This is a genomic window from Pseudomonas lactis (assembly GCF_001439845.1).
GTDB lineage: Bacteria > Pseudomonadota > Gammaproteobacteria > Pseudomonadales > Pseudomonadaceae > Aquipseudomonas > Aquipseudomonas lactis.
On the sequence record NZ_JYLO01000011.1, the window covers coordinates 213,500 to 237,835 of the forward strand.

General features: G+C 61.8%; 19 protein-coding genes. 11 read left to right on the forward strand and 8 right to left on the reverse strand.

Annotation, left to right across the window (positions count from 1 at the left end; genetic code table 11):
* Positions 1–641 precede the first annotated feature (641 nt).
* The gene (locus TX24_RS20540) at positions 642–3,056 is read left to right on the forward strand and encodes a TonB-dependent siderophore receptor (protein WP_057710979.1); all 2,415 of its coding nucleotides are present in this window, start codon (positions 642–644) and stop codon (positions 3,054–3,056) included.
* Positions 3,057–3,852: 796 nt separating this feature from the next.
* On the forward strand, positions 3,853–5,310 hold the full coding sequence (dacB, locus tag TX24_RS20545; RefSeq protein ID WP_057710980.1) for a D-alanyl-D-alanine carboxypeptidase/D-alanyl-D-alanine endopeptidase: 1,458 nt from the start codon (positions 3,853–3,855) through the stop codon (positions 5,308–5,310).
* Between the two features lies 1 nt (position 5,311).
* On the opposite strand, the gene TX24_RS20550 is transcribed toward dacB, so the two are convergent.
* The gene (locus TX24_RS20550) at positions 5,312–6,091 is read right to left on the reverse strand and encodes an IclR family transcriptional regulator (protein ID WP_003188795.1); all 780 of its coding nucleotides are present in this window, start codon (positions 6,089–6,091) and stop codon (positions 5,312–5,314) included.
* A 120-nt stretch (positions 6,092–6,211) separates the two neighbouring features.
* On the opposite strand from TX24_RS20550, the gene hmgA reads away from it, so the two are divergent.
* The 4 genes from hmgA to TX24_RS20570 all read left to right on the forward strand — a co-directional run bounded on the left by hmgA (position 6,212) and on the right by TX24_RS20570 (position 10,933).
* Complete coding sequence (gene hmgA, locus TX24_RS20555; RefSeq protein WP_003188797.1) at positions 6,212–7,495, forward strand: homogentisate 1,2-dioxygenase; 1,284 nt, start codon at positions 6,212–6,214, stop codon at positions 7,493–7,495.
* A gap of 3 nt (positions 7,496–7,498) precedes the next feature.
* Positions 7,499–8,785 carry a fumarylacetoacetase gene (fahA, locus tag TX24_RS20560; protein WP_057710981.1) on the forward strand — a complete coding sequence of 429 codons (1,287 nt, stop codon included), beginning with the start codon at positions 7,499–7,501 and terminating at the stop codon, positions 8,783–8,785.
* Positions 8,786–8,797: 12 nt separating this feature from the next.
* Positions 8,798–9,433 carry a maleylacetoacetate isomerase gene (gene maiA, locus TX24_RS20565; protein WP_003188801.1) on the forward strand — a complete coding sequence of 212 codons (636 nt, stop codon included), beginning with the start codon at positions 8,798–8,800 and terminating at the stop codon, positions 9,431–9,433.
* Positions 9,434–9,580: 147 nt separating this feature from the next.
* A complete protein-coding gene (locus tag TX24_RS20570) occupies positions 9,581–10,933 on the forward strand; it encodes an MFS transporter (RefSeq protein ID WP_034134804.1) in 1,353 nt (450 codons plus the stop codon).
* Positions 10,934–11,041: 108 nt separating this feature from the next.
* On the opposite strand, the gene TX24_RS20575 is transcribed toward TX24_RS20570, so the two are convergent.
* Positions 11,042–11,845 (reverse strand): SirB1 family protein, encoded by an 804-nt coding sequence (locus TX24_RS20575; protein ID WP_003188805.1) that lies wholly within the window; start codon positions 11,843–11,845, stop codon positions 11,042–11,044.
* Between the two features lie 187 nt (positions 11,846–12,032).
* Between TX24_RS20575 and TX24_RS20580 the strand changes: the two genes are divergently transcribed.
* Positions 12,033–13,052 (forward strand): Glu/Leu/Phe/Val dehydrogenase family protein, encoded by a 1,020-nt coding sequence (locus TX24_RS20580; RefSeq protein ID WP_034128675.1) that lies wholly within the window; start codon positions 12,033–12,035, stop codon positions 13,050–13,052.
* Between the two features lie 55 nt (positions 13,053–13,107).
* Here the strand turns inward: TX24_RS20580 and TX24_RS20585 are convergent, their stop codons facing one another.
* Positions 13,108–13,368, reverse strand: a complete 261-nt coding sequence (locus tag TX24_RS20585; RefSeq protein WP_003188807.1) for a YebG family protein — start codon at positions 13,366–13,368, stop codon at positions 13,108–13,110.
* A gap of 411 nt (positions 13,369–13,779) precedes the next feature.
* Here TX24_RS20585 and TX24_RS20590 point away from each other — a divergent pair, with 411 nt between their 5' ends.
* A complete protein-coding gene (locus tag TX24_RS20590; RefSeq protein ID WP_003188808.1) occupies positions 13,780–14,268 on the forward strand; it encodes a phosphate-starvation-inducible protein PsiE in 489 nt (162 codons plus the stop codon).
* Here the strand turns inward: TX24_RS20590 and TX24_RS20595 are convergent.
* The 3 genes from TX24_RS20595 to TX24_RS20605 form a co-directional block, all read right to left on the reverse strand.
* Entirely contained in the window at positions 14,265–14,582 is a 318-nt protein-coding gene (locus TX24_RS20595) for a DUF3509 domain-containing protein (RefSeq protein WP_032893434.1), read from the reverse strand. The two genes, TX24_RS20590 and TX24_RS20595, sit on opposite strands and share 4 nt — an antisense overlap.
* A 277-nt stretch (positions 14,583–14,859) precedes the next feature.
* Positions 14,860–16,149, reverse strand: a complete 1,290-nt coding sequence (locus tag TX24_RS20600) for a serine/threonine transporter (RefSeq protein WP_003188811.1) — start codon at positions 16,147–16,149, stop codon at positions 14,860–14,862.
* Positions 16,150–16,210: 61 nt separating this feature from the next.
* A complete protein-coding gene (locus TX24_RS20605) occupies positions 16,211–17,587 on the reverse strand; it encodes an L-serine ammonia-lyase (protein ID WP_057710982.1) in 1,377 nt (458 codons plus the stop codon).
* Positions 17,588–17,724: 137 nt separating this feature from the next.
* On the opposite strand from TX24_RS20605, the gene TX24_RS20610 reads away from it, so the two are divergent.
* Both TX24_RS20610 and TX24_RS20615 read left to right on the forward strand, forming a co-directional pair.
* On the forward strand, positions 17,725–18,672 hold the full coding sequence (locus TX24_RS20610; RefSeq protein WP_032893426.1) for a LysR substrate-binding domain-containing protein: 948 nt from the start codon (positions 17,725–17,727) through the stop codon (positions 18,670–18,672).
* 213 nt (positions 18,673–18,885) lie between these two features.
* On the forward strand, positions 18,886–19,296 hold the full coding sequence (locus TX24_RS20615; protein WP_003188815.1) for an HPF/RaiA family ribosome-associated protein: 411 nt from the start codon (positions 18,886–18,888) through the stop codon (positions 19,294–19,296).
* Positions 19,297–19,352: 56 nt separating this feature from the next.
* Here TX24_RS20615 and TX24_RS20620 read toward each other — a convergent pair whose 3' ends face one another.
* Complete coding sequence (locus TX24_RS20620; protein WP_057710983.1) at positions 19,353–20,864, reverse strand: MFS transporter; 1,512 nt, start codon at positions 20,862–20,864, stop codon at positions 19,353–19,355.
* Positions 20,865–20,968: 104 nt separating this feature from the next.
* Between TX24_RS20620 and TX24_RS20625 the strand changes: the two genes are divergently transcribed.
* The gene (locus TX24_RS20625; RefSeq protein ID WP_057710984.1) at positions 20,969–21,841 is read left to right on the forward strand and encodes a LysR family transcriptional regulator; all 873 of its coding nucleotides are present in this window, start codon (positions 20,969–20,971) and stop codon (positions 21,839–21,841) included.
* A gap of 132 nt (positions 21,842–21,973) precedes the next feature.
* Here the strand turns inward: TX24_RS20625 and fecA are convergent, their stop codons facing one another.
* Positions 21,974–24,310, reverse strand: a complete 2,337-nt coding sequence (gene fecA, locus TX24_RS20630) for a TonB-dependent Fe(3+) dicitrate receptor FecA (RefSeq protein ID WP_003188819.1) — start codon at positions 24,308–24,310, stop codon at positions 21,974–21,976.
* Between the last annotated feature and the right edge of the window lie 26 nt (positions 24,311–24,336).

A 24,336-nucleotide genomic window follows, 5' to 3' on the forward strand; every position in this document is an offset into this window, starting at 1 on the left:
GGCACTACATGGCCAGTGTGGGAGCTGGCTTGCCTGCGATGGCGGCCTGACAGCCGACACCTATCTACCTGATACCCCACGATCCAACTGTGGGAGCGGGCTTGCTCGCGAAGGCGGCCTGACAGTCAACACAGTTGGACTGTGTACATATCCATTCCTTCGGTAACGGCCACTTAGGGTTCCGCCTGACGGCGGGTCACTTTGGAAAAGAGCCCCAAAGTAACCAAAGGGCTCTTGCCCCACCACTCGGCACCTCGCTTGGGCTCGGTGTGCCCGTAATCCGCCAGTGATTTGGGGGGCCGCCGCCACGCGCCATCCATGGCGCGGGGCGGCTAAACCGGCATCCCTGCCGGTTTACCCCCCAAATCCCTGTCGAATTCCGGCCAGCGTGGTTTAACGGGGCGCCTGAGATCAAAAGCAGATCAAGATCAAGAGCGGCTCGCTTCGCATCGTGGTTACCGTCTGCTCCTACAGCCCAGAAAGTGATGTAGATACCTATGCTGTGATAACGGTGGCACCCAGATGCCGTAAATAAAAAATAATTGCCAGCAGAGGTGAGGTAAATCGCCGGCCCATCCGTGTAGTGCATGAAACTGCGATCAATTCGCATTAACAGCGTTTTCTACACGGGTGCTCACAGCATGAAATCGACGGCGGGCGGTTGGGTCAAACAGTGGCTGGGAGCCTCGGTATTCACGGTGTCGGGGCTGGTCTTATTGCCCCTGGCCATGGCGCAGGCGCAGGAGCAGCAAAGTGCCCAGTTCAATTTTGCCCTGGCGGCCAAGCCGTTGCCCCAGGCGTTGAGCGATTTCAGCCGGGTTACCGGGATCAGTGTGATCTACACCGATGAAGCGCCCTACGGCATCAACGCCCCGGCGGTCAGCGGGCAGATGAGCGCGACCCAGGCCCTGCAACGTCTGCTGGGCCGTTCCGGCTTCACCTTTCGCCAGATCGACGCCCGTACCCTGGCGCTGGAACCGGTGCCCACCGATGGCGCGGTCAACCTGGGCGCTACCACTATCAGCGGCATCGACCCCACCCAAGCCAGCACCAGCTACCAGCCACCGCCCACCAGTTCGGTGATGCGCTCCCATGGCCTGCTGCTGGAAACCCCGCAAACCGTAAATGTGGTGCCCGCCCAAGTATTGCGCGATCAACAGCCGCGTAACCTGGATGACGCCCTGGGCAATATCAGTGGTATTACCCAGTCCAACACCCTCGGCAGCACCCAGGACGCGGTGATGCTGCGTGGCTTTGGCGACAACCGTAATGGCTCGATCATGAAGGACGGCATGCCCGTGGTGCAGGGCCGGGCGTTGAACGCCACCGCTGATCGCGTCGAAGTGCTCAAGGGGCCGTCGTCGCTGTTGTACGGCATCCAGGACCCGGGTGGCGTGGTCAATATCGTCAGCAAAAAGCCCGAACTGGTGCAGTCCACGGCCCTGACCGCGCGCGGTTCAACCTTCGGCAGCGGCAAGAACGGCAGCGGCGGCAACCTCGACACCACCGGCCCCCTCGGTGACAGCGGCCTGGCCTATCGCCTGATCGTTGACCATGAAGACGAAGACTACTGGCGCAACTACGGTACCCACCGCGAGACGCTGGTGGCGCCGTCCCTGGCCTGGTACGGCGATACCACCCAGGTGGTTGTCGCCTATGAACACCGCGAGTTTCTCTCGCCCTTTGACCGTGGCACTGCCATCGACCCCAAGACCCGCCACCCGCTGAACATCCCCGCGACCCGCCGCCTGGATGAGCCGTTCAACAATATGGAAGGGCGCTCCGACCTGTATCGCCTGACCGTCGACCACGACCTGAATGACGACTGGAAAGCCCACTTCGGCTACAGCTGGAACCGCGAAACCTACGACGCCAGCCAGGTGCGGGTGGTCAAGGTCAACCCCAACGGCACCCTGACCCGCAGCATGGATGGCACCCAGGGCGCGCTGACCACCGACCGTTTCGCAACCGCGAGCCTGGAAGGCAAAGTCGCGTTGGCCGGTATGCAACACGACCTGGTGTTCGGCCTGGACGACGAGTACCGCAAGATCTACCGCGCCGACCTGATCCGCCAGGCTCCGCGCGGTGTCTTCAATTACAACAACCCGGTGTACGGCAACGAAGTGGCGGGTTCCAACGTCAGCGCGCCGGACAGCAACCAGACTGACCTGCTGCGCAGCGACTCGCTGTTCTTCCAGGATGCGATTCATCTCAACGACCAGTGGATTCTGGTCGGTGGGGCGCGTTATCAAATGTACGATCAATACGCCGGCAAAGGCGTGCCGTTCACCGCCAACACCGATGGCAATGGCCAAAAATGGGTGCCTCGGGCCGGGCTGGTGTACCGCTACACCGATGAACTGTCGTTCTACGGCAGCTACACCGAGTCGTTCAAGCCCAACTCCACCATTGCGCCACTGGCCAACAAAACCGTGCTGGATGGCAGCCTCGACCCTGAAGAATCCAAGGCCTGGGAGCTGGGCACCAAGTTCGACCTGCCGGGGCGTATCACCGCCAGTGCGGCGTTGTTCAACATCGACAAACGCAACGTGCTGGTCCAGGTGGGCGAGGGGCTAACCTCGGTCTACAGCGTGGCGGGCAAGGTGCGCTCCCGTGGCCTGGAGCTGGATGCCAGCGGCCAGTTGACCGACAAGTGGAGCCTGATCGGCAGCTATGCCTACACCGATGCCGAGGTCACCGACGACCCGACGCTCAAAGGCAAGCGCCTGCAGAATGTGGCGAAAAACACCGGCTCGCTGTCGGCTGTGTATGACTTCGGCACTCTTCTGGGGGGCGATCAACTGCGGGTCGGCGCCGGTGCGCGCTATGTGGGCGAGCGCGCTGGGGATGCGGCCAACAGCTTTGAACTGCCGAGCTATACCGTGGCGGATGTATTTGCCAGCTACGACACGCAACTTGATGGGCAGAAGGTCAAGTTTCAGCTCAATGTGAAGAACCTGTTCGACCGCACCTATTACACCTCTTCGGTGAATACGCAGTTCGTGTCTATTGGTGATGCGCGGCAGGTGTCGGTTTCAAGCACGTTGACCTTCTGATTCCGGGTTGCTGGCATTCTTCTGTGGGCTGGCTTGCCTGCGATGGCCATAGGTTTCTACACATCTTTGGTGTGACGCTGGACCTGTGGCGAGGGAGCTTGCTCCCGTGACGGACTGACAGCCGACGCTGATCTAACTGACACACCACGATCCAAATGTGGGAGCTGGCTTGTCGGGTCGCCGCATCGCTGCGAAGACGGCCTGACAGTCAACACAGCTGGATTGTGTACATATCCATTGCTGTGGTAACGGCCACTTAGGGGTCCGCTCTGACAGCGGGTCACTTTTGGAAAAGAGCCCCAAAAGTAACCAAAAGGGCTCTTGCCCCACCACTCGGCACCTCGCTTAGGCTCGGTGTGCCCGAACACAGGCTTGAATCCGTGGGCCGCCGCCACGCGCCATCCATGGCGCGGGGCGGCTAACCCGGCGTCCTGCCGGGTTACCCACGAATTCAAGCCTGCGTTCGGCCAGCGTGGTTTAACGGGGCGCCTGAGATCAAGATCAAGAGCAGATCAAGAGCAGATCAAGAGCAGATCAAGAGCAGATCAAGAGCAGATCAAGAGCAGATCAAGAGCGACTCGCTTCGCATCGTGGTTACCGTCTGCTGTTACAACCTCCGAAGTTGTGTAGATACTATGCTGCGATGGCATCGACTGGGTTTGCCTGATACACCGAGTTGCCTGCATCGCAGGCAAGCCAGCTCCCACAGGAAAGCGGAGAGCATTCAGTGCCCTCGCCACATTGATAGCGAGCTGTTAGCGTTGCCGCCATTGCAGGCTTATGGAAAACGCTACTGATGCACTTTGGAAAATGGTTTCACACCAGCACCCTGCTGGTCGGCTTGAGTTTTTTGCTGGGCGGCTGCGCCAGCGTCTCCCAAACCTCCACCTCGGCAACCCTGGATAAGCTGTTGAGCGACCCGGCGCTGCAAGGCGCCACGGTCTCGCTGATGGTACGTGATGCCCGCACAGGCACCACGCTGTATCAGCACAACCCACGCACCCGGCTGGTGCCCGCGTCCAACCTCAAGCTGTTGACCACGGCGGCGGCCATGGATGTATTGGGGCCGCAGTACCGCTTCGCCACGCAACTGCTGAGCATTGGCCTACGCCAGGGCGACCGGCTGACTGGCAACCTGTACCTGCGTGGCTTGGGCGACCCGAGTATTCAGTTTGCCGACTATCAGGCGCTCGCCGCGCAATTGGCCAGCCAGGGCGTGCGCCAGGTGCAGGGCGACCTGGTGTTCGACGACACTTGGTTCGATGCCGAGCGGCTGGGCGTGGACTGGTCCCATGATGATGAAACCACCTACTACGGCGCGCAGATTTCAGCGCTGACCGTGGCGCCCAATACCGACTTTGATGCTGGCAGCGTGCTGGTCACCGCCAAGGCGCCGTTGCACGTCGGCTCGCCGGTCGGCGTGGAGATCTACCCGCCCACCGACTACCTGCAACTGAATAACCGCGCCGTCAGCGGGCCGGGTAACAGCTATGGGATCAACGGTCGCCATGGCACCAACCTGCTGCAGCTCAGCGGCGCGGTGGCGCCTGGCCGGCAGAGCCAGCAATTGATCAGCGTGTGGGAGCCGACGCAACTGGTGGCCAACCTGTTTGAGCAAGCCTTGGCGCAGCAGGGCATCAAGGTGCTGGGGCGTCGGGTGATGGGCGGGGCAAGTCCTGCTGGGGTGACGGTGCTGGCCGAGCACCAATCGGCGCCGTTGCAGGAGCTGATCGTGCCGCTGCTCAAGCTCTCGAACAACGCCATGTCCGAAGCCGTGCTCAAGGCCATGGGCCGCCAGACGGCCAGCAGCGGCACGGCGGCGGCGGGCGCCGTGGCGGTGGCCGACTTTCTCAAGCGCCAGGGGCTGGACACCAGCGCTGTGAGCCAAGTGGACGGCTCCGGCCTGTCGCGGCGTAACCTGGTGTCGTCGCAAACCCTCACCGACCTGCTGCTGGCGGCCAGCAAACAACCCTGGTTCGACGCCTGGTACAACGCGCTGCCGGTTGCCGGCAATGCCGACCGTATGACCGGCGGCAGCCTGGGTTACCGCCTGCGCGGCACGGCTGCGGAAAATAACCTGCATGCCAAGACCGGCTCCATGGCCGGCGTGTCGTCATTGAGCGGTTACATCACCGATGCTCACGGGCGCAAGCTGGTGTTCGCGATGTTGACCAACAACTATGTGGTCGCTGGCGCGCAGGTAAAAGCCGTGGAAAACCGCGTCGCCGTGGCCCTGTCCCACAGCGAAGACTGATTCAGGGCTGATAGCCCATGCGCCAACTCACGGCCCGGGTCGCCGCCAGCAAGCGCTGCGCCGCCGGGCCATCTTCATCGGCATGGAACAGTGAAGTCGGGCCGACCACGGTCATCACCGCCGCCACGTGCCCGACCGCATTGAACACCGGCGCTGATAATGCATCCACGCCAGGCATCAGCAGCCCATGTACGAAGTGCAGGCCGCGGCTGCGGATTTGCTCGCACACGTTGGCATAGGCCTGATCGTCCGCCAAGGTGTGGGCGGTGCCGGCTAGAACCTCGCGCTCACGCAACTCCACGGTTTCCCGTGACGGCAGGTACGCGCTGAACACCAGCCCGGTGGACGAGCTGAGCAGCGGTAGTACCGAACCTAACTGCGTCACCACGGTGACGGCACGCACCGCCGGCTCAATGTGCACCACCGTCGCGCCCTGGTTGCCCCACACCGCTAGAAAGCAGGTTTCATTCAATTCATCGCGCAGCTCGGCCAGGGGCAGGGCGCCGACCTTCAATACATCCAGGCTGCCCAGCGCCGCCAACCCCACGCGTAACGCTTCGCGGCCCAGGCCGTAATGGTTGGTGGCGCTGTTCTGTTCGGCAAAACCCGAAGCGATCAGGGCCTGCAAATAGCGGTGCACCTTGCTCGCCGGCATCTGCACATGTTCGGCCAGGCGTGACAACGAGGTGGCCGGCGACAGTTCGGCCAGGGCCTTGAGGATATCGGTGCCGACTTCCGCCGAGCGGACTTTCTGTTTACCGGTGTCGCGGGGCTTTTCCATGGAAGGGCGAGAATCCGAGAGATGAATGGGCGTCTTTATAGCTTGACGGTCGATAGTGATCAAATTACGTTATGCGTAACTGGATTACGATAAATACAACTGACCCTCAGAGGACGATCCATGAACCTCGAATACCTGTCGGGCTTCGGCAACGAATTCGCCAGCGAAGCCTTGCCCGGCGCGCTGCCGGTCGGCCAGAACTCGCCGCAGAAAGCCCCTTACGGGCTCTACACCGAACTGTTTTCCGGCACCGCCTTCACCATGGCCCGCAGCGAAGCCCGTCGCACCTGGCTGTACCGCATTCAGCCGTCGGCCAACCACCCGGCATTCGTCAAGCTTGCGCGGCAATTGGCCGGTGGCCCGTTGGGCGCAGTGACGCCGAACCGCTTGCGCTGGAACCCGTTGGACATCCCGAGTGAGCCGACGGACTTTATCGACGGCCTGGTGGGCATGGTTGCCAATGCGGGTGCGGAAAAACCTTCGGGCATCAGCATCTATAACTACCGCGCCAACCGCTCCATGGAGCGCGTGTTCTTCAATGCCGACGGCGAACTGCTGATCGTCCCCGAACAGGGCCGCCTGCGCATCGCCACCGAGCTGGGTGTGCTGGACGTCGAGCCGCTGGAGATCGTGGTGCTGCCCCGTGGCCTCAAGTTCCGTATCGAACTGCTGGATGCGCAAGCACGCGGTTACGTTGCTGAGAACCATGGCGCCCCGCTGCGTCTGCCGGACCTTGGCCCTATCGGCAGCAACGGCCTGGCCAACCCCCGCGACTTCCTCACGCCAGTTGCCCACTACGAAGACCTGAAAAAGCCCACACCGCTGGTGCAGAAATTCCTCGGTGAGCTGTGGGGCTGCGAGCTGGACCACTCACCGCTCAACGTGGTCGCCTGGCACGGCAATAACGTGCCGTACAAATATGACCTACGCCGTTTCAACACCATCGGCACCGTGAGTTTCGATCACCCGGACCCGTCGATCTTCACGGTCTTGACCTCGCCTACCAGCGTGCACGGCCTGGCCAACCTCGACTTCGTGATTTTCCCGCCACGCTGGATGGTGGCCGAGAACACCTTCCGTCCGCCGTGGTTTCACCGCAATCTGATGAACGAATACATGGGCCTGATCCAGGGCGCCTACGACGCCAAGGCCGAAGGCTTCCTGCCGGGCGGCGCATCGCTGCACAGTTGCATGAGCGCCCACGGCCCGGATGGCGAGACCTGCACCAAAGCCATCAACGCCGACCTGGCGCCGCACAAGATCGACAACACCATGGCGTTCATGTTCGAGACCAGCCAAGTGCTGCGCCCGACCCAGTTCGCCCTGGAATGCCCGCAACTGCAACCTGCTTATGACGCGTGCTGGGCCGCGCTGCCTGCCACCTTCAACCCGAACCGGAGATAACCCATGACTCAACCAACGCAGACCCGCAGCTGGGTATCCTCGGCCAATGGTCACGCGGATTTCCCCTTGCAGAACTTGCCCCTGGGCGTGTTCAGTATCAATGGCTCGGCACCGCGCAGTGGCGTGGCGATTGGCGATGCGATTCTCGACCTGCATGCCGCGCTGGACGAATTTTCCGGCGAAGCCCGGCGCGCTGTCGAAGCTACGGTGGGGGGCCAACTGAACGCCTTTTTCGAACTCGGTCGTGGCCCCCGCGTCGCCCTGCGCGAGCGCCTGCTGGAACTGCTGGCCGAAGGCAGCAAGCTGCAAACCCGCGAAGCGCAAGTGCTGCACCGTGCCGCTGATTGCCAGATGCACCTGCCGGCCAAGATCAATGACTACACCGACTTCTACGTCGGCATCGAGCACGCGCAAAACGTCGGCAAATTGTTCCGCCCCGATAACCCGCTGTTGCCGAACTACAAGTACGTGCCCATTGGCTACCACGGCCGTGCCTCGACCATTCGCCCCTCGGGTACAGAGGTGCGACGCCCTAAAGGCCAGACCCTTCCGGCCGGCCAGACCGAGCCGACCTTTGGCCCATGCGCGCGCCTGGACTATGAGTTGGAGCTGGGCATCTGGATCGGTCAGGGCAATGCCATAGGCGATGCGATTGCCATTGGCGATGCCGCCGAGCATATCGCTGGTTTCTGCCTGCTCAACGACTGGTCGGCGCGGGATATCCAGGCCTGGGAGTACCAGCCGCTGGGGCCGTTCTTGTCGAAAAGCTTTATCACCAGCATCTCGCCGTGGGTCGTCACCGCTGAAGCTTTGGAACCTTTCCGCAAGGCCCAGCCGGCACGTCCAGAGGGTGATCCTCAACCGCTGCCCTACTTGCTGGACAAGCGCGATCAGAACGCGGGCGCCTTTGATATCGAACTGGAAGTGCTGCTCACCACGGCTTCGATGCGTGAACAAAACCTGCCCGCCCATCGCCTGACCCTGAGCAACACCGAGCATATGTACTGGACCGTGGCACAAATGGTTGCGCACCACAGCGTCAACGGCTGCCAGTTGCAGGCCGGTGACCTGTTTGGGTCGGGCACCTTGTCTGGCCCGCAGCCGGGGCAGTTCGGCAGCCTGCTGGAGATTACCGAAGGTGGTAAAAAGCCGATTGAATTGGCTTCCGGTGAGGTGCGTAAATTCCTCGAGGATGGCGACGAAATCATCTTGCGTGCCCGTTGCAGCCGCGAGGGCTTTGCCTCCATCGGCTTCGGCGAATGCCGCGGTACCGTGGTCGCGGCGCGCTGAGAGGGCAGGGCCATGGAACTCTATACCTACTACCGTTCCACCGCGTCGTATCGAGTACGTATTGCCCTGGCCCTCAAAGGCCTGGATTTCACCGCGCTGCCGGTCAACCTGCTGGTGCCGGCCGGCGGCGCCAACCGCCAACCTGGCTACCTGGCGATCAACCCCCAAGGGCGCGTGCCGGCGTTGCGTAGCGATGAAGGGGCGTTGTTGATCCAGTCACAGGCGATCATCGAGTACCTGGAAGAGCGTTATCCACAGGCGCCGCTGCTCGCCAAGGATTGGGTCGCCAGGGCTCACGAGCGGGCGGTGGCGTCGATCATCGCCTGTGATATCCACCCGTTGCATAACTCCAGCACCCAGAACTTGCTGCGCAAGTGGGGGCACGACGAGGCGCAATTGCTGGAGTGGATCGGGCATTGGATCAGCCAGGGCCTGGGCGCGGTGGAGCAGTTGATTGGCGACACCGGGTTTTGCTTTGGCGAACAACCGGGCCTGGCCGATGCGTTTCTGATCCCGCAGTTGTACGCGGCCGAGCGTTTCAAGGTGCCCTTGGCGGCATACCCACGCATCGGGCGGGTGGCGGCATTGGCGGCCCAACATCCGGCCTTCATGCAGGCACACCCCGCCAATCAACCTGACACCCCCTGAACCCCCTGTAATGATCGTTCCTACGCTCAGCGTGGGAACGCCTCATGTGGCGCTCTGCGTCACGGCTCTAAAAACGGACGCGGAGCGTCCAGAGCTGTATTCCCACGCAGAGCGTGGGAACAATCATAAAAAAACAGGTACCTTGCGATGCACAATCAGATTGCCAGCTTTCGCGCGGCACTCGACGCCCGTCCGGTGTCGCGCTACCAATGGTTGATTCTCCTGCTGCTGGCACTGCTACTGGTCACCGATGGCTATGACGCCCAGGTGCTGGGCTATGTAGTGCCGGCGCTGGCCCAGGATTGGGGCCTGGAAAAATCCGCGTTCGGGCCCGTGTTCAGCGCCAACCTGCTGGGCCTCACCCTCGGCTCGCTGTTGGTGACGCCGCTGGCGGATCGGTTTGGTGTGCGACGCATTCTGCTGGCGTGCGTGCTGATCTACGCCAGCCTCACGGTATTGATGGTGTTCGCCAATTCCCTGACCACGTTGATGGCGGCGCGGTTTATCTGCGGGATCGGCATGGGCGGTGCGATGCCCAGTGCCATGGCGTTGATGTCGGAGTATTCGCCACCACGCCTGCGCACCTTGATGGTGACGCTGGCCGCCTGTGGCTTTTCGTTCGGCGGCGCGGCGGGTGGCTTTGTGGCGGCCGGGTTTATCGACAGTTTTGGCTGGCAGGCGGTGTTCCTGGCGGGCGGTGTGACGCCGTTGCTGTTGTTCCCGTTTCTGGTATGGCTGTTGCCCGAATCCCTGCCGCGTTTGCTGCGCGATGCACCGCCGTACCTGCGCTTACACAAGGTCACGGCGCGGATGCTGCCCGACTGGCAGCCACCGTCCGCCAGCGAAGCCGAGAACCGCCAGGAGCAGGGCAGCAAGCTGACCGTGGTGGAGCTGTTTCGCAACGGCTACGCGCGCCCGACGCTGCTGATCTGGGCGACTTTTTTTGTCAGCCTGATCCTGCTGTATTTCATGATCAGCTGGCTGCCTTCGCTATTGCTCGAAAGCGGCCTAGCGTTGAATGAAGCCAACCTGGTTACCTCCATGTTCCTGTTCGCCGGCACCTTGGGCGCCATTCTCATGGCTTGGTTTGCCGACCGTTTGAAAAGCAAAGTGCGGCTGCTGTCCGGCGTGCTGGCGGCGGCAGCGTTGTGCACCATCCTGCTGGGCTTGAACCACGACAACCCACGCTACCTGGTGGCCTGCGTGTTTGCCGCAGGGTTCTGCATCATCGGCGGGCAACTGACGCTCAATGCCTTCGCGAGCAACTTCTACCCGGCGCACGTGCGCGCCACCGGCACGGGCTGGGCGTTGGGGGTGGGGCGGTTCGGGTCGATTCTGGGGCCGCTGTTTGGCAGCTTGTTGCTGGCGATGCATATCCCGGTCGAGCAGATTTTCTTCTTCTGCGCGATTCCGGCGGTGATTGCGGCGTTGTTGATTATTCAAGTGCGGGCGCCGGGAGCTAACACGCTGCATAGCGACGTTCTCAAACCCTCACTGTAGGAGCGAGCTTGCTCGCGAAGCACGTCAACGATAACGCGGGCATCCTGGTTTAACGCGGTGCCCTTGCGTTCTTCGCGAGCAAGCTCGCTCCTACAGTTGGGAGTTGGGTCAGTGCATTACTGAGTTGGGCGGCAGGTGCCCCAGCCGCTCGGTCAGGCGCAGACGCTGGATCGGGTCGTCGCTGAGCATCAACGCGTGTTCCAGGTCAAAGCGTTCGGCGCTCGGGCAGTCCAGGCGTTGATACAGGCTGGCGCGCGCCAGGTAGTCGGAGGCGCTGGCGTTGCCCAGTTCCAGTACGCGCTCGGCGTCCACCAGGGCCGCCAACGGTTCGTCGTTGGCAAGGTAGAGTTGGCGCAGGTTGCGCGACAGCCGTTGCAGGATCGCCCGTGGCTCGGCGGTCAGCAGGTGGTCGGCCTGCAATTTCAGCTTCTCCCCGTATTGGCGCGCCAGCAACTCGCGACAGTCATTAGGGTACAGGCGCCGGCCGCCGCAAGGGTCCAGCAGGTGATCGGCACCCGGTACCCGCAGCAGGAAGTGCCCGGGGAAGTTCACGCCGACCATGGGGATATCCAGGCGCCGTGCCATCTCCAACGCGATCAGGCCCATGGCCAAGGGTTGCCCGCGTTTGCGTTGCAGCACCTTGTCCAACAGCGCGGCGGCGGGGCGCAACGGCGTATGGTCATCCTGGGCAAACCCCAGGTCATTCATGCGTCGCAGCAGCGGCTGGCCGAGTTCATCCGCCGGTAGCAGGGGCATGCCCAGGCTGACCTGTTGTTGCAGTGCACCAAGGTCCTGCAGGATCAACGCAGGTTGCACGCTGGTGTCATGCTCGGCAGCAATCCACAGCGCGGCTTCGAACAGCGCGGGGGGTGAACGGTCCAGGCAGGCGAAAAAAGCTGTGCGGGGGTTCATCGAGTTCTCCGGCGTATGCCCCCGTTTTAGCCTTGCTGCGAATTTTCGTCCAGCATCTTGAGAGATATCCCACGCGCTTATGTCGTAGATCCCACGAAAACGCGCGGCTTATTCCAGCGCAATCCAGCAGTTTTCTGCCGCAAGCCTATACTTGGCCCACTACCAGAAGTGATTCGGGAGCTCATTGATGTTTGCGCTCATGCACAGCACCCGCCTTGAATCGCTGCACCTGAGCGTTGATCCGGTGACCGGCTTGAAGGCGATCATCGCCATCCACAACAGTCGCCTGGGCCCAGCGTTGGGTGGCTGTCGTTACCTGGCCTACCCTAATGATGAAACCGCCGTGGCCGATGCCGCGCGCCTGGCGCAAGGCATGAGCTACAAAGCCGCACTGGCCGGGCTGCCGGTGGGCGGCGGCACGGCGGTGATCATCCGCCCCGTACACGTGGAAAGCCGTGCGGCGCTGTTCGAGGCGTTTGGCCGTTGTGTGGAAAAACTCGACGGCCGCTTCATCACCTCGATCGACAGCGGCACCTCGGTCGCCGACATGGACTGCATCGCCCAGAACACCCGCTTTGTCACCAGCACCACCGCCGCCGGCGACCCTGCGCCCCATGCCGCCATGGGCGTATTTGCCGGTATCCGCACCACCGCCATGGCGCGTCTGGGCAGCGACAACCTCGAGGGCCTGCGCGTCGCGGTCCAGGGCCTGGGCAATGTCGGTTACGCCCTGGCCGAACAACTGCATGCCGCCGGTGCCGAACTGCTGGTCAGCGACATCGACCACGGCAAGGTGCAACTGGCCATGGAGCAACTGGGCGCCCACCCGATTGCCAACGACGCCTTGCTCAGCACGCCCTGCGACATCCTCGCACCGTGCGGCGTCGGCGCCGTATTCAACCGTAACAGTGTCGGCCAGTTGCGTTGCGCCGCCGTGGCGGGTTCGGCCAGCGCACAACTGACCAACCTGGACATCGCCGACCAATTGGAAGGCCGCGGCATCCTCTACGCACCGGACTATGTGATCAACTCTGGCGGGCTGATCTACGTCGCCCTCAAACACGCCGGCACCGACCTGCCCGGCATCACCGCGCACCTGTCGAACATCGGCAGCCGCCTGACCGAAATCTTCGCCCACGCCCAAGCCGAAAAACGCTCCCCCGCACGGGTGGCCGATGAGCTGGCCGAACGCCTGCTGTACAAATAGGCCAGGCATTAAAAAGGCCCTGAATCCATGATTCAGGGCCTGTTCAATTCGGGCTTTACTCCGCCGCCGGGTTCAGCAACTCGGACAATGCGTCCGGTTGGCTCTTGAACGCCTTGGCAAACACATCGCGGTTCTTCGCCATGTAGATCCCGGCTTCTTCCACCTGCTGCTCGCTCAACGACGGCACGGCTTTTTGCAACACCTCTGCCAGCAACTCAGCGAGTTCAAGCATCTTGTCATGACGGTCAGCTTCGGCTTTATCCATGAACAAACGCTCCAGATCTCGGCTGCTGCGGTATACCACTTCGACGGCCATTCACCACCTCACATGCCTTCACGATAGTTGTCTTTTGCGACTACTGTATTTATATACAGCTAAAAGGATAAGCCAAACGTCGGGGTTTGGATAGTAGGTTTTTAATGTAGTTGGGAAATGGGAGGCTGAACCGGAAATTTCGCACAGCACGCTGAGGTTCTCGATCGTTCCCACGCTCTGCGGGGGAATGCATCCCGTGACGCTCCGCGTCACCCACGAGCAGGTCTGAGGGACGCGGAGCGTCCCAGGCGGCGTTCCCACGCGGAGCGTGGGAACGATCGGGGGGAATTAAGTGCCTCGTATCATACGGCCACCATCTTATTCTCCAGCCCTGGCCTTTTTTCTGCATGCAGAACAACCGTCACGTCCACCCCGCATTATCCGGTCGAGCCGACCTAAGGAAGCATCATCGTGAAAATCAACTGGGCCGAAAGGCTGCGTCAGCAAGTACATGGGCTGGCCGAGTCGCTGGGTAATCTGTTTGTCGAGTCGTTCCATTACCTGGCGCTGTTCGCCATTGGTGCGGTGACCGCCTGGGCGGCGGTGATGGAATTCCTGGGGATGCTGGAGAACGGGCACATCAAGATCGATGACATCTTGCTGCTGTTCATCTACCTGGAATTGGGTGCCATGGTCGGGATTTACTTCAAGACCAACCACATGCCGGTGCGCTTCCTGATCTACGTGGCGATCACTGCGCTCACGCGTTTGCTGATCTCCAACGTGTCGCACCACAACCCGCCGGACGTGGGCATCATCTACCTGTGCGGCGGCATTTTGCTGTTGGCATTCGCGATCCTGGTAGTGCGCTACGCGTCGTCGGCCTTCCCTTCGGTGAAGGTCGAAAGCCCGCGTCGCAAGGGCGAGGCGAGCCTGGAGACAGAGAAGGGCGAGCTTTAAAGCCCCACGCTGAAGGGCAGGGTACGGGCGGGCGGGCGCTGCAGGAGTTTGTGGCTGTCGCCGTCCGTCATCAGCTCCAGGATTTGCACGGCGCTGTGGCCCTGTTCGATGGCGATGCCGAACTGGATGCTTTGCACCAGGCGCTTGAGGCGTTGCGGGTCGTTGCGCTGTTCGGCGCTGATCATGCGCTTGGCCACTACGCCGGTCTCGTTCGAGAGGGTGAGCATGATGCTGCCGTCCAGCCGTTGGATGCTCAGGTTGACGCGGTATTGGGGGCTGAACGTGTCGGTGATGATCTGAAAAGGATTGTCCATGGTGCGTTACCGCCTGATAAGAACATGCAGTCATTGACGGCCGGTGTCGGGATTAGTTCGCATTGCCTGACCACTGGCCAAATTCCGTTTTCCTCGAAAGTTCTACAGCAAGGGCCGTGCCGTACAGCGATTTACCCGGCACAGAAATCCAAATGTGGGAGCGGGCTTGCTCGCGAATACGGTGTATCAGCCAACAAATACTTGGCTGAAGGACCGCATTCGCGAGCAAGCCCGCTCCCACATTTTTTGTGCTGCTTTTGGAGATCAGTGAGCTAATTCAGGGCATCACGGAAAAAACGATCGCAGACAGCGCAATCAGCCCGATGACCACCACAAACACATTCGATGCCTGGCCTGAATACTGGCGCAAAGATGGCACTCGGCGGATCGCGTACATTGGCATCAGGAACAGCAGGCACGCGATGATCGGCCCGCCCATGGTTTCGATCATGCCCAGGATGCTCGGGTTGAAGGTGGCCACGGCCCAGCAGGTCAGCACCATGAACAACGCGGTGCAGCGTTCCAGCCATTTCGCCGACATCGAACGGTTGCGCCCGCGCAGGGATTTGACGATCAGGCCCTGGAAGCCTTCGCTGGCACCAATGTAATGGCCCAGGAAGGATTTGGTGATCGCCACCAGCGCGATCAACGGCGCGGCGTACGCAATCACCGGCGTCTGGAAGTGGTTGGCCAGGTACGACAGGATCGAGATGTTCTGCGCCTTGGCCGCGGCCAGGTCAGCCGGTGACAGCGCCAGCACGCAGCTGAAGCAGAAGAACATCACCGTCAGCACCATCATGCCGTGGGCGGTGGCCAGGATGCCGCTGCTTTTGCGCTCGGCCTGGGCGCCGTAGACGCGCTTCTGGTCCACGGCAAAGGCGGAGATGATCGGCGAATGGTTGAACGAGAACACCATCACCGGGATGGCCAGCCACAATGTCTTGAAGAACAGCGGCAACGGCATGCCTTCGCTGGCGGAGGCGAAGAACGCGCCATTCCAGTTGGGAATCAGGCTGAATGCCAGCAGCAGCAAGGCGGCCACGAAGGGGTACACCAGCACGCTCATGGCCTTGACGATCACGCCCTGGCCGCAACGCACGATGGCCATCAGGCCGAGGATCAGCACCAGCGACAGAATCGCCCGGGGCGGCGGCGCCATGTGCAATTGGTGCTCCATGAAACTGCCCAGGGTGTTGGTCAGCGCCACGCTGTACACCAGCAGAATCGGGAAGATCGCAAAGAAGTACAGCAGGGTGATCAGCTTGCCGGCGCCGACACCAAAGTGTTCCTCGACCACTTCGGTGATGTCGCCGGATTTGCCCGACAGCACGAAGCGCGTCAACCCACGGTGGGCGAAGAAGGTCATCGGAAACGCCAGCAGCGCCAGCACGATCAGCGGCCAGAAACCGCCGACACCGGCGTTGATCGGCAGGAACAGGGTGCCCGCGCCGATGGCGGTGCCGTAGAGGCCGAGCATCCAGGTGGTGTCGTGTTTGGTCCAGCCGGTGGTTACTGTGCTTTCTCTGACATCGGGATTTTCGGCAGCAGGTGTACGTACATCAGTCATCGGTATTGCCTCGTTATTATTTTTGCGCGGGCTCACGTTGGGGCGGGTAGCAGTGCTCCGATCAGCACTCCACCCAGCTGACCGCCAGGCCGCCCCGTGAAGTTTCTTTGTATTTGTCATGCATATCGGCGCCGGTATCGCGCATGGTGCGGATGACCCGGTCGAGGGAGATGAAGTGTTTGCCGTCGCCGCGCAGGGCCATCTGCGTGGCGTTGATCGCCTTGACCGCCGCAATGGCATTGCGCTCGATGCACGGCACCTGCACCAGGCCACCGACCGGGTCGCAGGTCAGGCCGAGGTTGTGTTCCAGGCCGATTTCGGCGGCGTTTTCCAATTGCTCCGGGGTGGCACCGAGGATATCGGCCAGGCCGGCAGCAGCCATGGCGCAGGCCGAACCCACTTCGCCCTGGCAGCCGACTTCGGCGCCGGAAATGGAGGCGTTTTTCTTGCAGAGGATGCCAACGGCGGCGGCGGCGAGGAAGAAATTGACCACATCGTCGTCAGACGCGTCGGCGTTGAACTTCATGTAGTAGTGCAGCACGGCGGGGATGATACCGGCCGCGCCATTGGTCGGCGCGGTGACCATGCGCCCGCCGGCGGCGTTTTCTTCGTTGACGGCGAGGGCGAACAGGTTGACCCATTCCATCGCCGACAAGGTCGAGGTAATCACGTTGGGTTTGCCGATTTCCAACAGGCTGCGGTGCAATTTCGCGGCGCGACGGGGTACATCAAGGCCACCGGGCAGGATGCCTTCATCGCGCAGGCCCTGTTCCACGCATTCGCGCATCACCGACCAGATATGCAGCAGGCCGCTGCGGATCTCTTCGTCGCTGCGCCACGCCCGTTCATTGGCCATCATCAGCTCGGATACCCGCAGGCCGTGCTTGTTGCACAAGGCCAGCAGTTCCACGGCGCTGGAAAAGTCATAGGGCAATTGCACATCGCTGGACGGCGCAACGCCCGATGCGGCTTCGGCGGCTTCGATGATGAAACCACCGCCCACCGAGTAATAGGTTTGTTCGCTCAGCAGCCCGCCGTCGCCATAGGCATGCAGGGACATGGCGTTGGGGTGATAGGGCAGGCTTTCGTCCAGCAGCAACAGATCGGAGTGCCAGTTGAAAGCGATTGCCTGGGAGCCTGCCAACATCAATTGGCCGGACTCGCGCAATTGCTGGATACGCGCATTGATCGAGGTGGGGTCGACGCGGTCTGGCCATTCGCCCATCAGGCCCATGACACAGGCGCGGTCGGTGGCATGGCCGACGCCGGTAGCGGACAGCGAGCCATACAGGCGTACTTCGACGCGACGGGTTTGGTTGAGCATATGCTGGTCGGTCAGGGCTTGGGCGAACGTCGCGGCAGCGCGCATCGGGCCGACGGTGTGGGAGCTGGAGGGGCCGATGCCCACCTTGAATAGATCGAAAACACTGATAGCCATGCTAAAGCCTTACAAGCAATGGAGTAGAAATCGCTGCCATGTTTTGTAGAGCAGGCGGAATTGGCGCGATACTGAGCCTATGGCTCGGCACTGACCAACGAATTATCCTAAGACACCCTTTAGCAGGACTAAACGCTATGACTCGCCCCCTCCACGGCCAGACCTATGTCTGGTTGCATGTGTTTTCCTGCGCCGCACGGCATCTGTCGTTCACCCGCTGCGCCGAAGAACTGCACATCACGCCGGGAGCGGTGAGCCAGCAAATTCGCCAGTTGGAGGAGCGCCTGGGCTTTCGGCTGTTTCATCGGCGCGCGCGGGGGGTAGAACTCAGCGCCGAGGGGCAGCGCCTGGCGGCCGTGGTGGGTGAGGCCTACGGCAGCATTGATGCCGAATTGCAGCGCCTGGACGCCGGGATGATCAGCGGCACCTTGCGCCTGCGTTCGATCCCCTCGTTTCTTGGCAAGTGGCTGACCCCGCGTCTACCGCGCTTTCAGCAGCGTTTTCCGGATATTCAACTGCGCATGGTCGCCGAAGACAGCAGCATCGCCCTGCATGAAGGCGACTTCGACTTGGCCATCGACCTCAACGACGGCAGCTACCCAGGGTTGTTATCCACAGCCCTGTTGGATGAACAGATATTCCCGGTGTGCGCCCCCAGCCTGTTGCGTGGCCGCCCGCCTTTGCATGGCCCGGCGGACCTGGCGCATTTCCCGCTGCTGCACGACATCACCGCCTGGCGTGGGAGTTATGAATATGCCGAGTGGGAGTTTTACCTCAATGCCATCGGCTATCACGGTGCCGACGTACGGCGCGGGCACACCTTCAACCGCAACCACCTGACCATCGAAGCCGCCATCGCCGGCATGGGCGTGGCGATTGCCCGGCGCACCTTGCTGAACGATGAACTGGAGCGCGGCACCTTGATCGTGCCGTTCGGCCTGGCGGTGCCCAACCATAAACGCTACGTGCTGCTGTATGCGCCGGGCGCGTTGAACCATCCGGGCGTGCGTGCGGTGCATGACTGGCTGGTGGAGGAAGCAGGGATTTTTCGCGGATTGCACCCGTTGGGAGAGGGGCAATTGTGAGTTTCGCAGGGCGTAAGAAGATGTAACTAACTCCCCACCCTAACAGCGTTTTTGCTCGTCGTCAGGGTTAATTTGTAATGTGGGATTTATCTTTGCAAAGGACTTGAATTGTTTCAGCAGGTGCTCAATTGTGTAATCAAGAGGTCATGGTTTCACCACCCCGGTGTTGCAGTTTGTGACCTCTGGCGAGCTAGCTGAAATAAGGGAAGAACTATGCAAATCCAAGTCAATAGCGATAACCATATTGAAAGCAGCATCCGACTGGAGGAGTGGGTACGTACTACCATTGAGAGCACGCTCGAACGCTACGAAGAAGACCTGACCCGTGTGGAGGTCTACCTGCGGGACGAGAACGGTGACAAGCCCGGTCCCCACGACCTGAGTTGCCGTCTGGAAGCACGGCCAAAGGGCCATCAACCAGTTTCCGTGTGCCATAAAGCCGATACCCTGGAACAGGCGATCGATGGCGCCGCAGTCAAGCTCGACCACGCACTGGAACATCTGTTTGGCAAACTGCAAGGCAAGCCGCGCGCTGCCGGTAAAAACCAGCCAATCAACAAAGTGAATGAAGACGCGTTGGAAGAGGAATTCCTGGAAAACGAGAACGCTGCCATTAACGGCTGATTGTTTTTTCATTCCCCCACTGAAAACGGGCCTGCACATGCAGGCCCGTTTTTCGTTCAGCGCTCGCGCCGGAAGAAATACCGGCTCAGCATCGCCAGCCCGCAGGCGCCCAACCCCGCAAACAGCATGGCCCAGCCGGCGCCGCTGCGCAGCGCTGTTTGCGCATCCTGAATGGTCAGCCCCGGCGCATCCAATTTGCCGGCGGCAATATGCTGGCTGAGGCTTGCCCACTCCAGCGCCGTGCTGGCAGGCAGAACCTGGGCCAGGTAATGGCTGATCCCTAACAACAGCACAAGGCCCATCAGCGCGATATTGAGCGCGAGGGTGATCAGCCGTGCGCTGAAGTCGATGCCCGAGGCCATGCCCGCGCGGTCAGCCGAGACTGAGCCGGTGGTGGTGTTGGTGGTCGGCGAATTGGTCAGCGCCAGCCCGATACCGGCGATCACGCAACTGAGCAGCACCAGCGCCGTGCTGGGTTGTTGGGCGTAATTAACGGCGGCCATCCCCATGAACCCTGCGCCCATTGTCCCCAGGCCCAGGGGAATGATGCGTTCGGCGCCAAAACGCAGGGCCAGGCGTTCGGCCAGCGGCGGCACCAGCAAAGTGGGCAAGGTGTACGCGAGCAAGGCGGCGCCGGTGGTCACGGTGTCGTAACCCAGGCCCGCTTGGAAGTACAACGGCAGGTAGATCATGAACGGCCAGAAGCTGAAGTTCATGCCGATCGAGCCCATCAACGCGCCATTGAAACGCTGGATGCGCAACACCGAGAAGTCGAACATTGGGTGGGCACTGCGCCGCTCAACCAAGATGAACAGCAGCAGCCCGAAGACCGACAGGCCAGCCCAGCCGAGCATCGCCGGGGTGCCAAAGCCGATTTCGCTGCCCTGGGTGATGAAATAGACCAGCGCAAACACCGTGAGTGTCATGGTCAGCATGCCGGCGATGTCGAGGCGATGGCTGGCCGGGTCGCGGGATTCCTGCACGCTGATGTGCAACAACGCCAAGGTGAACAGGGTCAGCGGTACGTGCACCAGGAACACCCAGCGCCAGTCCGCCACGGCCAGGATCAAGGCCCCCACCATCGGCCCGAAACCCAGGCCCACGCCAGCGATCACGCCCCATATCGCGAAGGCCCGCGCACGCGTCGCGGGTTCGCGGAATTGGTGGGACAAGATCGCGAACTGGCAAATCATCATTGCTCCGGCGCCGATACCTTGAACAAACCGCGCCATGATCAGCGTGGCGGCGCTGTCGGCCAGCCCACAGGCCAATGAAGCTAGCCCGAACAGCCATAGGCACACCACCAATACGCGCCGACGACCAAAGCGATCCGCCAAGGTGCCCGCCGCCATGAGTACGCTGGTACAGGCCAGGGTGTAGGCATTCATGATCCATTGGGCGTCTTGAAAGCCCGTGCCCAGTTGTTGTTCGAGCGTGGGCAGGATGACCGGCACGCTGGAGATTTCCAGGCCGAACATCAGGGCCACCAGGCAGACGGCTGTGAGGGCCAGGCCGTTCCTGGCGGTACGCGGGGGCGTGAGGGCTGAGAGTGCGGCGGCGCGGGGCATACGACATTCCTTTCGAGAGCGGGAGGGGCTATTCTCTCGGGAACAAGGTTCTTTATTGGCGACAACTTTTCCATCGATAAGGGAACAAAGGGCGACAATTAAGCATGGCTAATCCTCGTTTTGATGGTGTTGAACTCTTTCTGCAGATTGTCGAAAGCGGCAACCTCACCGAAGCCGCCGAACGCCTGAACCTCACCCGCTCGGCGGTAGGCAAGGGCCTGGCGCGCCTGGAGGCACGCTTGGGCACGTGCCTGTTACAGCGTTCCACCCGGCGCCAGCGGTTGACCGAGGACGGGCAGGCGTACTACGAGCATTGCCTGCGCGCATTGGCAGAGTTGGAGGCGGCCGAGTCGGTGCTGGAAAGCGGCCGTCAGCAACCCCGCGGGCGTTTGCGAGTGAGCGTACCCCTGGCGTTTGGTCATCACTATGCCGCGCCAGCGTTGTGGGCCCTGATGGACAGCTATCCGGAACTGGAAATCGACCTTTGTTTTTCCGACCGCATGATCGACTTGGTGCAGGAAGGCTTCGATATCGCTGTGCGCATCGGCCCGTTGCCCGACACCGACCGCCTGAGTGCAAGGCGCCTGGGGCAGCAGGTCATGGGGCTGGCGGCGTCACCGGCGTATTTGCAGCGCAAGGGCGCCATTGAAAGTATCGAAGACCTGGCCGCTCATCGTGGTATCGCCTACCGCAGCAACACCGCGCAGCGCTCGCGCCTGGTCTCTCCCCTGATCCTGGACGACCTCCAGGCCGTAGCCGATGCCGCCATCGCGGGCGTGGGCCTGGCCTGGTTGCCGAGTTGGTTGATTGCCCATTACGCACTGCGCGGGCAGTTGCAGGCCGTGCTGCCCAGCTATCGTGAGCAACCTGCACCGATCCATGTGATCTGGCCGACGGCGGCGCATATGCCGGCCAAGACGCGGTGTGCCATTGACGCGTTGGTGGCCGCCACCCCCAGTTGCCTGGCGGGCAGTTAGATCCTGAACACACTGAAAATCATCTGTAGGAGCGAGCTTGCTCGCGAAAAACGTCAACGATAACGCGTGTTTGCTGAATGAACGCGGCGCCTGTGAGTTTTTCGCGAGCAAGCTCGCTCCTACAAAATGCGGTCAGAACGCGATAGAGGTTTGCACATACACCGTGCGCGGCTCACCCACGTACTTGCCCTTGTTGTTGTCATCAAACGAGCGGGTGTAGTACTGCTTGTTGAAGATGTTTTTCACCCCCACCGCCACATTCAAGTCCGACAACTGCGGTCCGAAGTCATAGGCTGCGCGGCTGCTGAACAGCATGTAGCCGGGAATACGGCCATTGGCGCCGTCGGCGCTTTCGGCTTGGGTGTTGGCGTTGTCGGCGAACTGGCTGCTCTGGTAGCTGCTGTCCACATTCAGCTTCCATGGGCCTTCGGTGTAACCCACGCCGAGGGTACCTTTGTGCTTGGAGGAGAAAGGCACGCGGTTGCCTTTGTTCGGGCCGTCTTCGCGGATGGTCGCATCCACATAGGCGTAGGTGGCGTACACGTCAAACCCTGCCAGCGCCGGGCTCAGGCCGTCGAGGGCGTAGTTGATGCTCGACTCGATGCCCTGGTGGCGGGTTTCACCGCGGGCGATCACGGTGTCGTTGGTCTGGTTGCTGTCGTACTGGTTGTCGAAGTTGATCAGGAAGGCACCGATTTCCGCACGCAGGTTGCCGTTGTCATAGCGCGTGCCGAGTTCCCAGGTGCGGGCTTTTTCCGGTTTCACTTCGCCGCTGTTCACGCGGTTGGGCATCTGGCTGTATTGCACGCTGCCGAACGAGCCTTCGGTGTTGGCGTACAGGTTCCAGTCGTCGGTGAGGTGGTAGAGCACGTTCAGCGCGGGCAGCGCGGTGTTGTAGTCACCCTTGTATTTGACGTTGCTCAGGTTGTTGGTCTGCTGGGACTTGATCATCTCGTAGCGAATGCCTGGGGTGATGGTCCACTTGCCGATGTCGATGCGGTCGTCGATGAAGAACGCATTGGCTTCGGTGCCGCCGCGCGTGTCGCGGTCGTTGCGGCTGTTGGTGGTGGGGATTTGCTGGTTGGCGGCAATCGGTGTGCGGTAGCGCAGTTCGTGGCCGGCTTCATTGATGTAGCGGTAGCCCACACCCACTTCGTGGCTGGTGGGGCCGAGGTCGAAGCCCTGGGCGAAGCGCGTTTCCAGGCCGCGTACCCAATATTCCCGTGGCGACAGCGACAGGAAACTGCCCTGGTCCAGGTAACCGCTGCGCAGGGTCTTTGTGAAGAAACTGTTGATCGTGAATTCGCGGCGGTCCTGCTCGTAGCGGTAGCCGACGTTGAACATCGTGCGGCGGCCCCAGAACTTGTCGTAGGGCCGAGTGGACTGATACGGGTCGGCCTTGTAGTCCTTGACGTTCAAACCGCCCGGCATGTCGGCCTGGCCTTCGTAGTACTGCGCCATGGCGTTGAAGCTGTTGGCGTCGTCCAGTTGGTATTTGCCCTTGAGGATCAGGTCGTCGATGCGCGTGTTGCTGTTTTCGCGCCAATCGCCGCCGCGGGTGCCGGAGTACAAGAGCGCGCCGCCCAGGCCATTGTCGGCGGTGCCGCCCGCCAGCAGGTTGCCGGTGGTCTTGAAGCCGTCGTGGCTGGAGGAGGGGCTGGTCTCGGTCTGCAAACCGCCCTTGACCGTCGGCGCATCCGGGATGGCACGGGTGACGAAGTTGACGATGCCACCGACGTTTTGCGGGCCGTAGCGCACCGCACCGCCGCCGCGTACCACATCCACCGCGTCCATATTGCCCATGCTGATCGGCGCGAAGGAGAGTTGCGGCTGGCCGTAAGGCGCGAAGGGCACCGGGATGCCATCCATCAGCACGGTGGAGCGCGACGCCAGGCGCGGGTTGAGCCCGCGAATACCGAAGTTCAGCGCCATGTCGTGGCTACCGGTGCCGTTGTTGTCCGGGGCGTTGACGCCAGGGATGCGGTTAAGCACATCGCGGGCCTGGGTGGCGCCCTGGCGTTCGAATTCTTCACGGCGGATCACATCTCGGGCGCCGGGGTGTTCGAACACGTTGGTTTGCGCCGCGTCACCGAGCCAGTCGCCGACCACGTTGGAGGTCTGCAACTCCAGGGTAGCGGGGGCGCCCGCTGGTTGCAGGCTGTAGGCGTTATCACCCTCAGCGCGGGCTTGCAGGCCGGTGCCTTCCAGTAGTTTTTGCAAGCCCTCGGCAGCGCTGTAATTGCCCGACAGCCCTGGGCTTTGCATACCGGCCGTCACTGCCGAACCGAAGGACACCAGCACGCCGGCTTCGCGACCGAATTGATTCAGGGCCGCTTCCAGGGTGGTCGGCGCGATGTGGTACGCCTTGGCGTCGGCTGCCATCACCGCCGGCAGTGCGGTCAGGCTGAGGCTGGCACCGAGCAGGAGTTGGCGCAGGGTACGGGCGAGAAGCGTCGGTTGCTGGGGCATGAAGGGCGGTCCTGAGAAGGAAGGAT

What these genes read in the sequence shown, in the direction of transcription:
- hmgA (WP_003188797.1), top strand. Translation starts at nt 6,212, where the DNA reads ATGAACCTCGAATACCTGTCGGGCTTCGGCAACGAATTCGCCAGCGAA.
- TX24_RS20610 (WP_032893426.1), top strand. Translation starts at nt 17,725, where the DNA reads ATGACTCGCCCCCTCCACGGCCAGACCTATGTCTGGTTGCATGTGTTT.
- TX24_RS20580 (WP_034128675.1), top strand. Translation starts at nt 12,033, where the DNA reads ATGTTTGCGCTCATGCACAGCACCCGCCTTGAATCGCTGCACCTGAGC.
- TX24_RS20615 (WP_003188815.1), top strand. Translation starts at nt 18,886, where the DNA reads ATGCAAATCCAAGTCAATAGCGATAACCATATTGAAAGCAGCATCCGA.
- TX24_RS20620 (WP_057710983.1), bottom strand. Translation starts at nt 20,864, where the DNA reads ATGCCCCGCGCCGCCGCACTCTCAGCCCTCACGCCCCCGCGTACCGCC.
- TX24_RS20595 (WP_032893434.1), bottom strand. Translation starts at nt 14,582, where the DNA reads ATGGACAATCCTTTTCAGATCATCACCGACACGTTCAGCCCCCAATAC.
- TX24_RS20540 (WP_057710979.1), top strand. Translation starts at nt 642, where the DNA reads ATGAAATCGACGGCGGGCGGTTGGGTCAAACAGTGGCTGGGAGCCTCG.
- TX24_RS20575 (WP_003188805.1), bottom strand. Translation starts at nt 11,845, where the DNA reads ATGAACCCCCGCACAGCTTTTTTCGCCTGCCTGGACCGTTCACCCCCC.
- TX24_RS20605 (WP_057710982.1), bottom strand. Translation starts at nt 17,587, where the DNA reads ATGGCTATCAGTGTTTTCGATCTATTCAAGGTGGGCATCGGCCCCTCC.
- TX24_RS20550 (WP_003188795.1), bottom strand. Translation starts at nt 6,091, where the DNA reads ATGGAAAAGCCCCGCGACACCGGTAAACAGAAAGTCCGCTCGGCGGAA.
- fecA (WP_003188819.1), bottom strand. Translation starts at nt 24,310, where the DNA reads ATGCCCCAGCAACCGACGCTTCTCGCCCGTACCCTGCGCCAACTCCTG.
- dacB (WP_057710980.1), top strand. Translation starts at nt 3,853, where the DNA reads ATGCACTTTGGAAAATGGTTTCACACCAGCACCCTGCTGGTCGGCTTG.
- TX24_RS20625 (WP_057710984.1), top strand. Translation starts at nt 20,969, where the DNA reads ATGGCTAATCCTCGTTTTGATGGTGTTGAACTCTTTCTGCAGATTGTC.
- TX24_RS20585 (WP_003188807.1), bottom strand. Translation starts at nt 13,368, where the DNA reads ATGGCCGTCGAAGTGGTATACCGCAGCAGCCGAGATCTGGAGCGTTTG.
- TX24_RS20600 (WP_003188811.1), bottom strand. Translation starts at nt 16,149, where the DNA reads ATGACTGATGTACGTACACCTGCTGCCGAAAATCCCGATGTCAGAGAA.
- fahA (WP_057710981.1), top strand. Translation starts at nt 7,499, where the DNA reads ATGACTCAACCAACGCAGACCCGCAGCTGGGTATCCTCGGCCAATGGT.
- maiA (WP_003188801.1), top strand. Translation starts at nt 8,798, where the DNA reads ATGGAACTCTATACCTACTACCGTTCCACCGCGTCGTATCGAGTACGT.
- TX24_RS20570 (WP_034134804.1), top strand. Translation starts at nt 9,581, where the DNA reads ATGCACAATCAGATTGCCAGCTTTCGCGCGGCACTCGACGCCCGTCCG.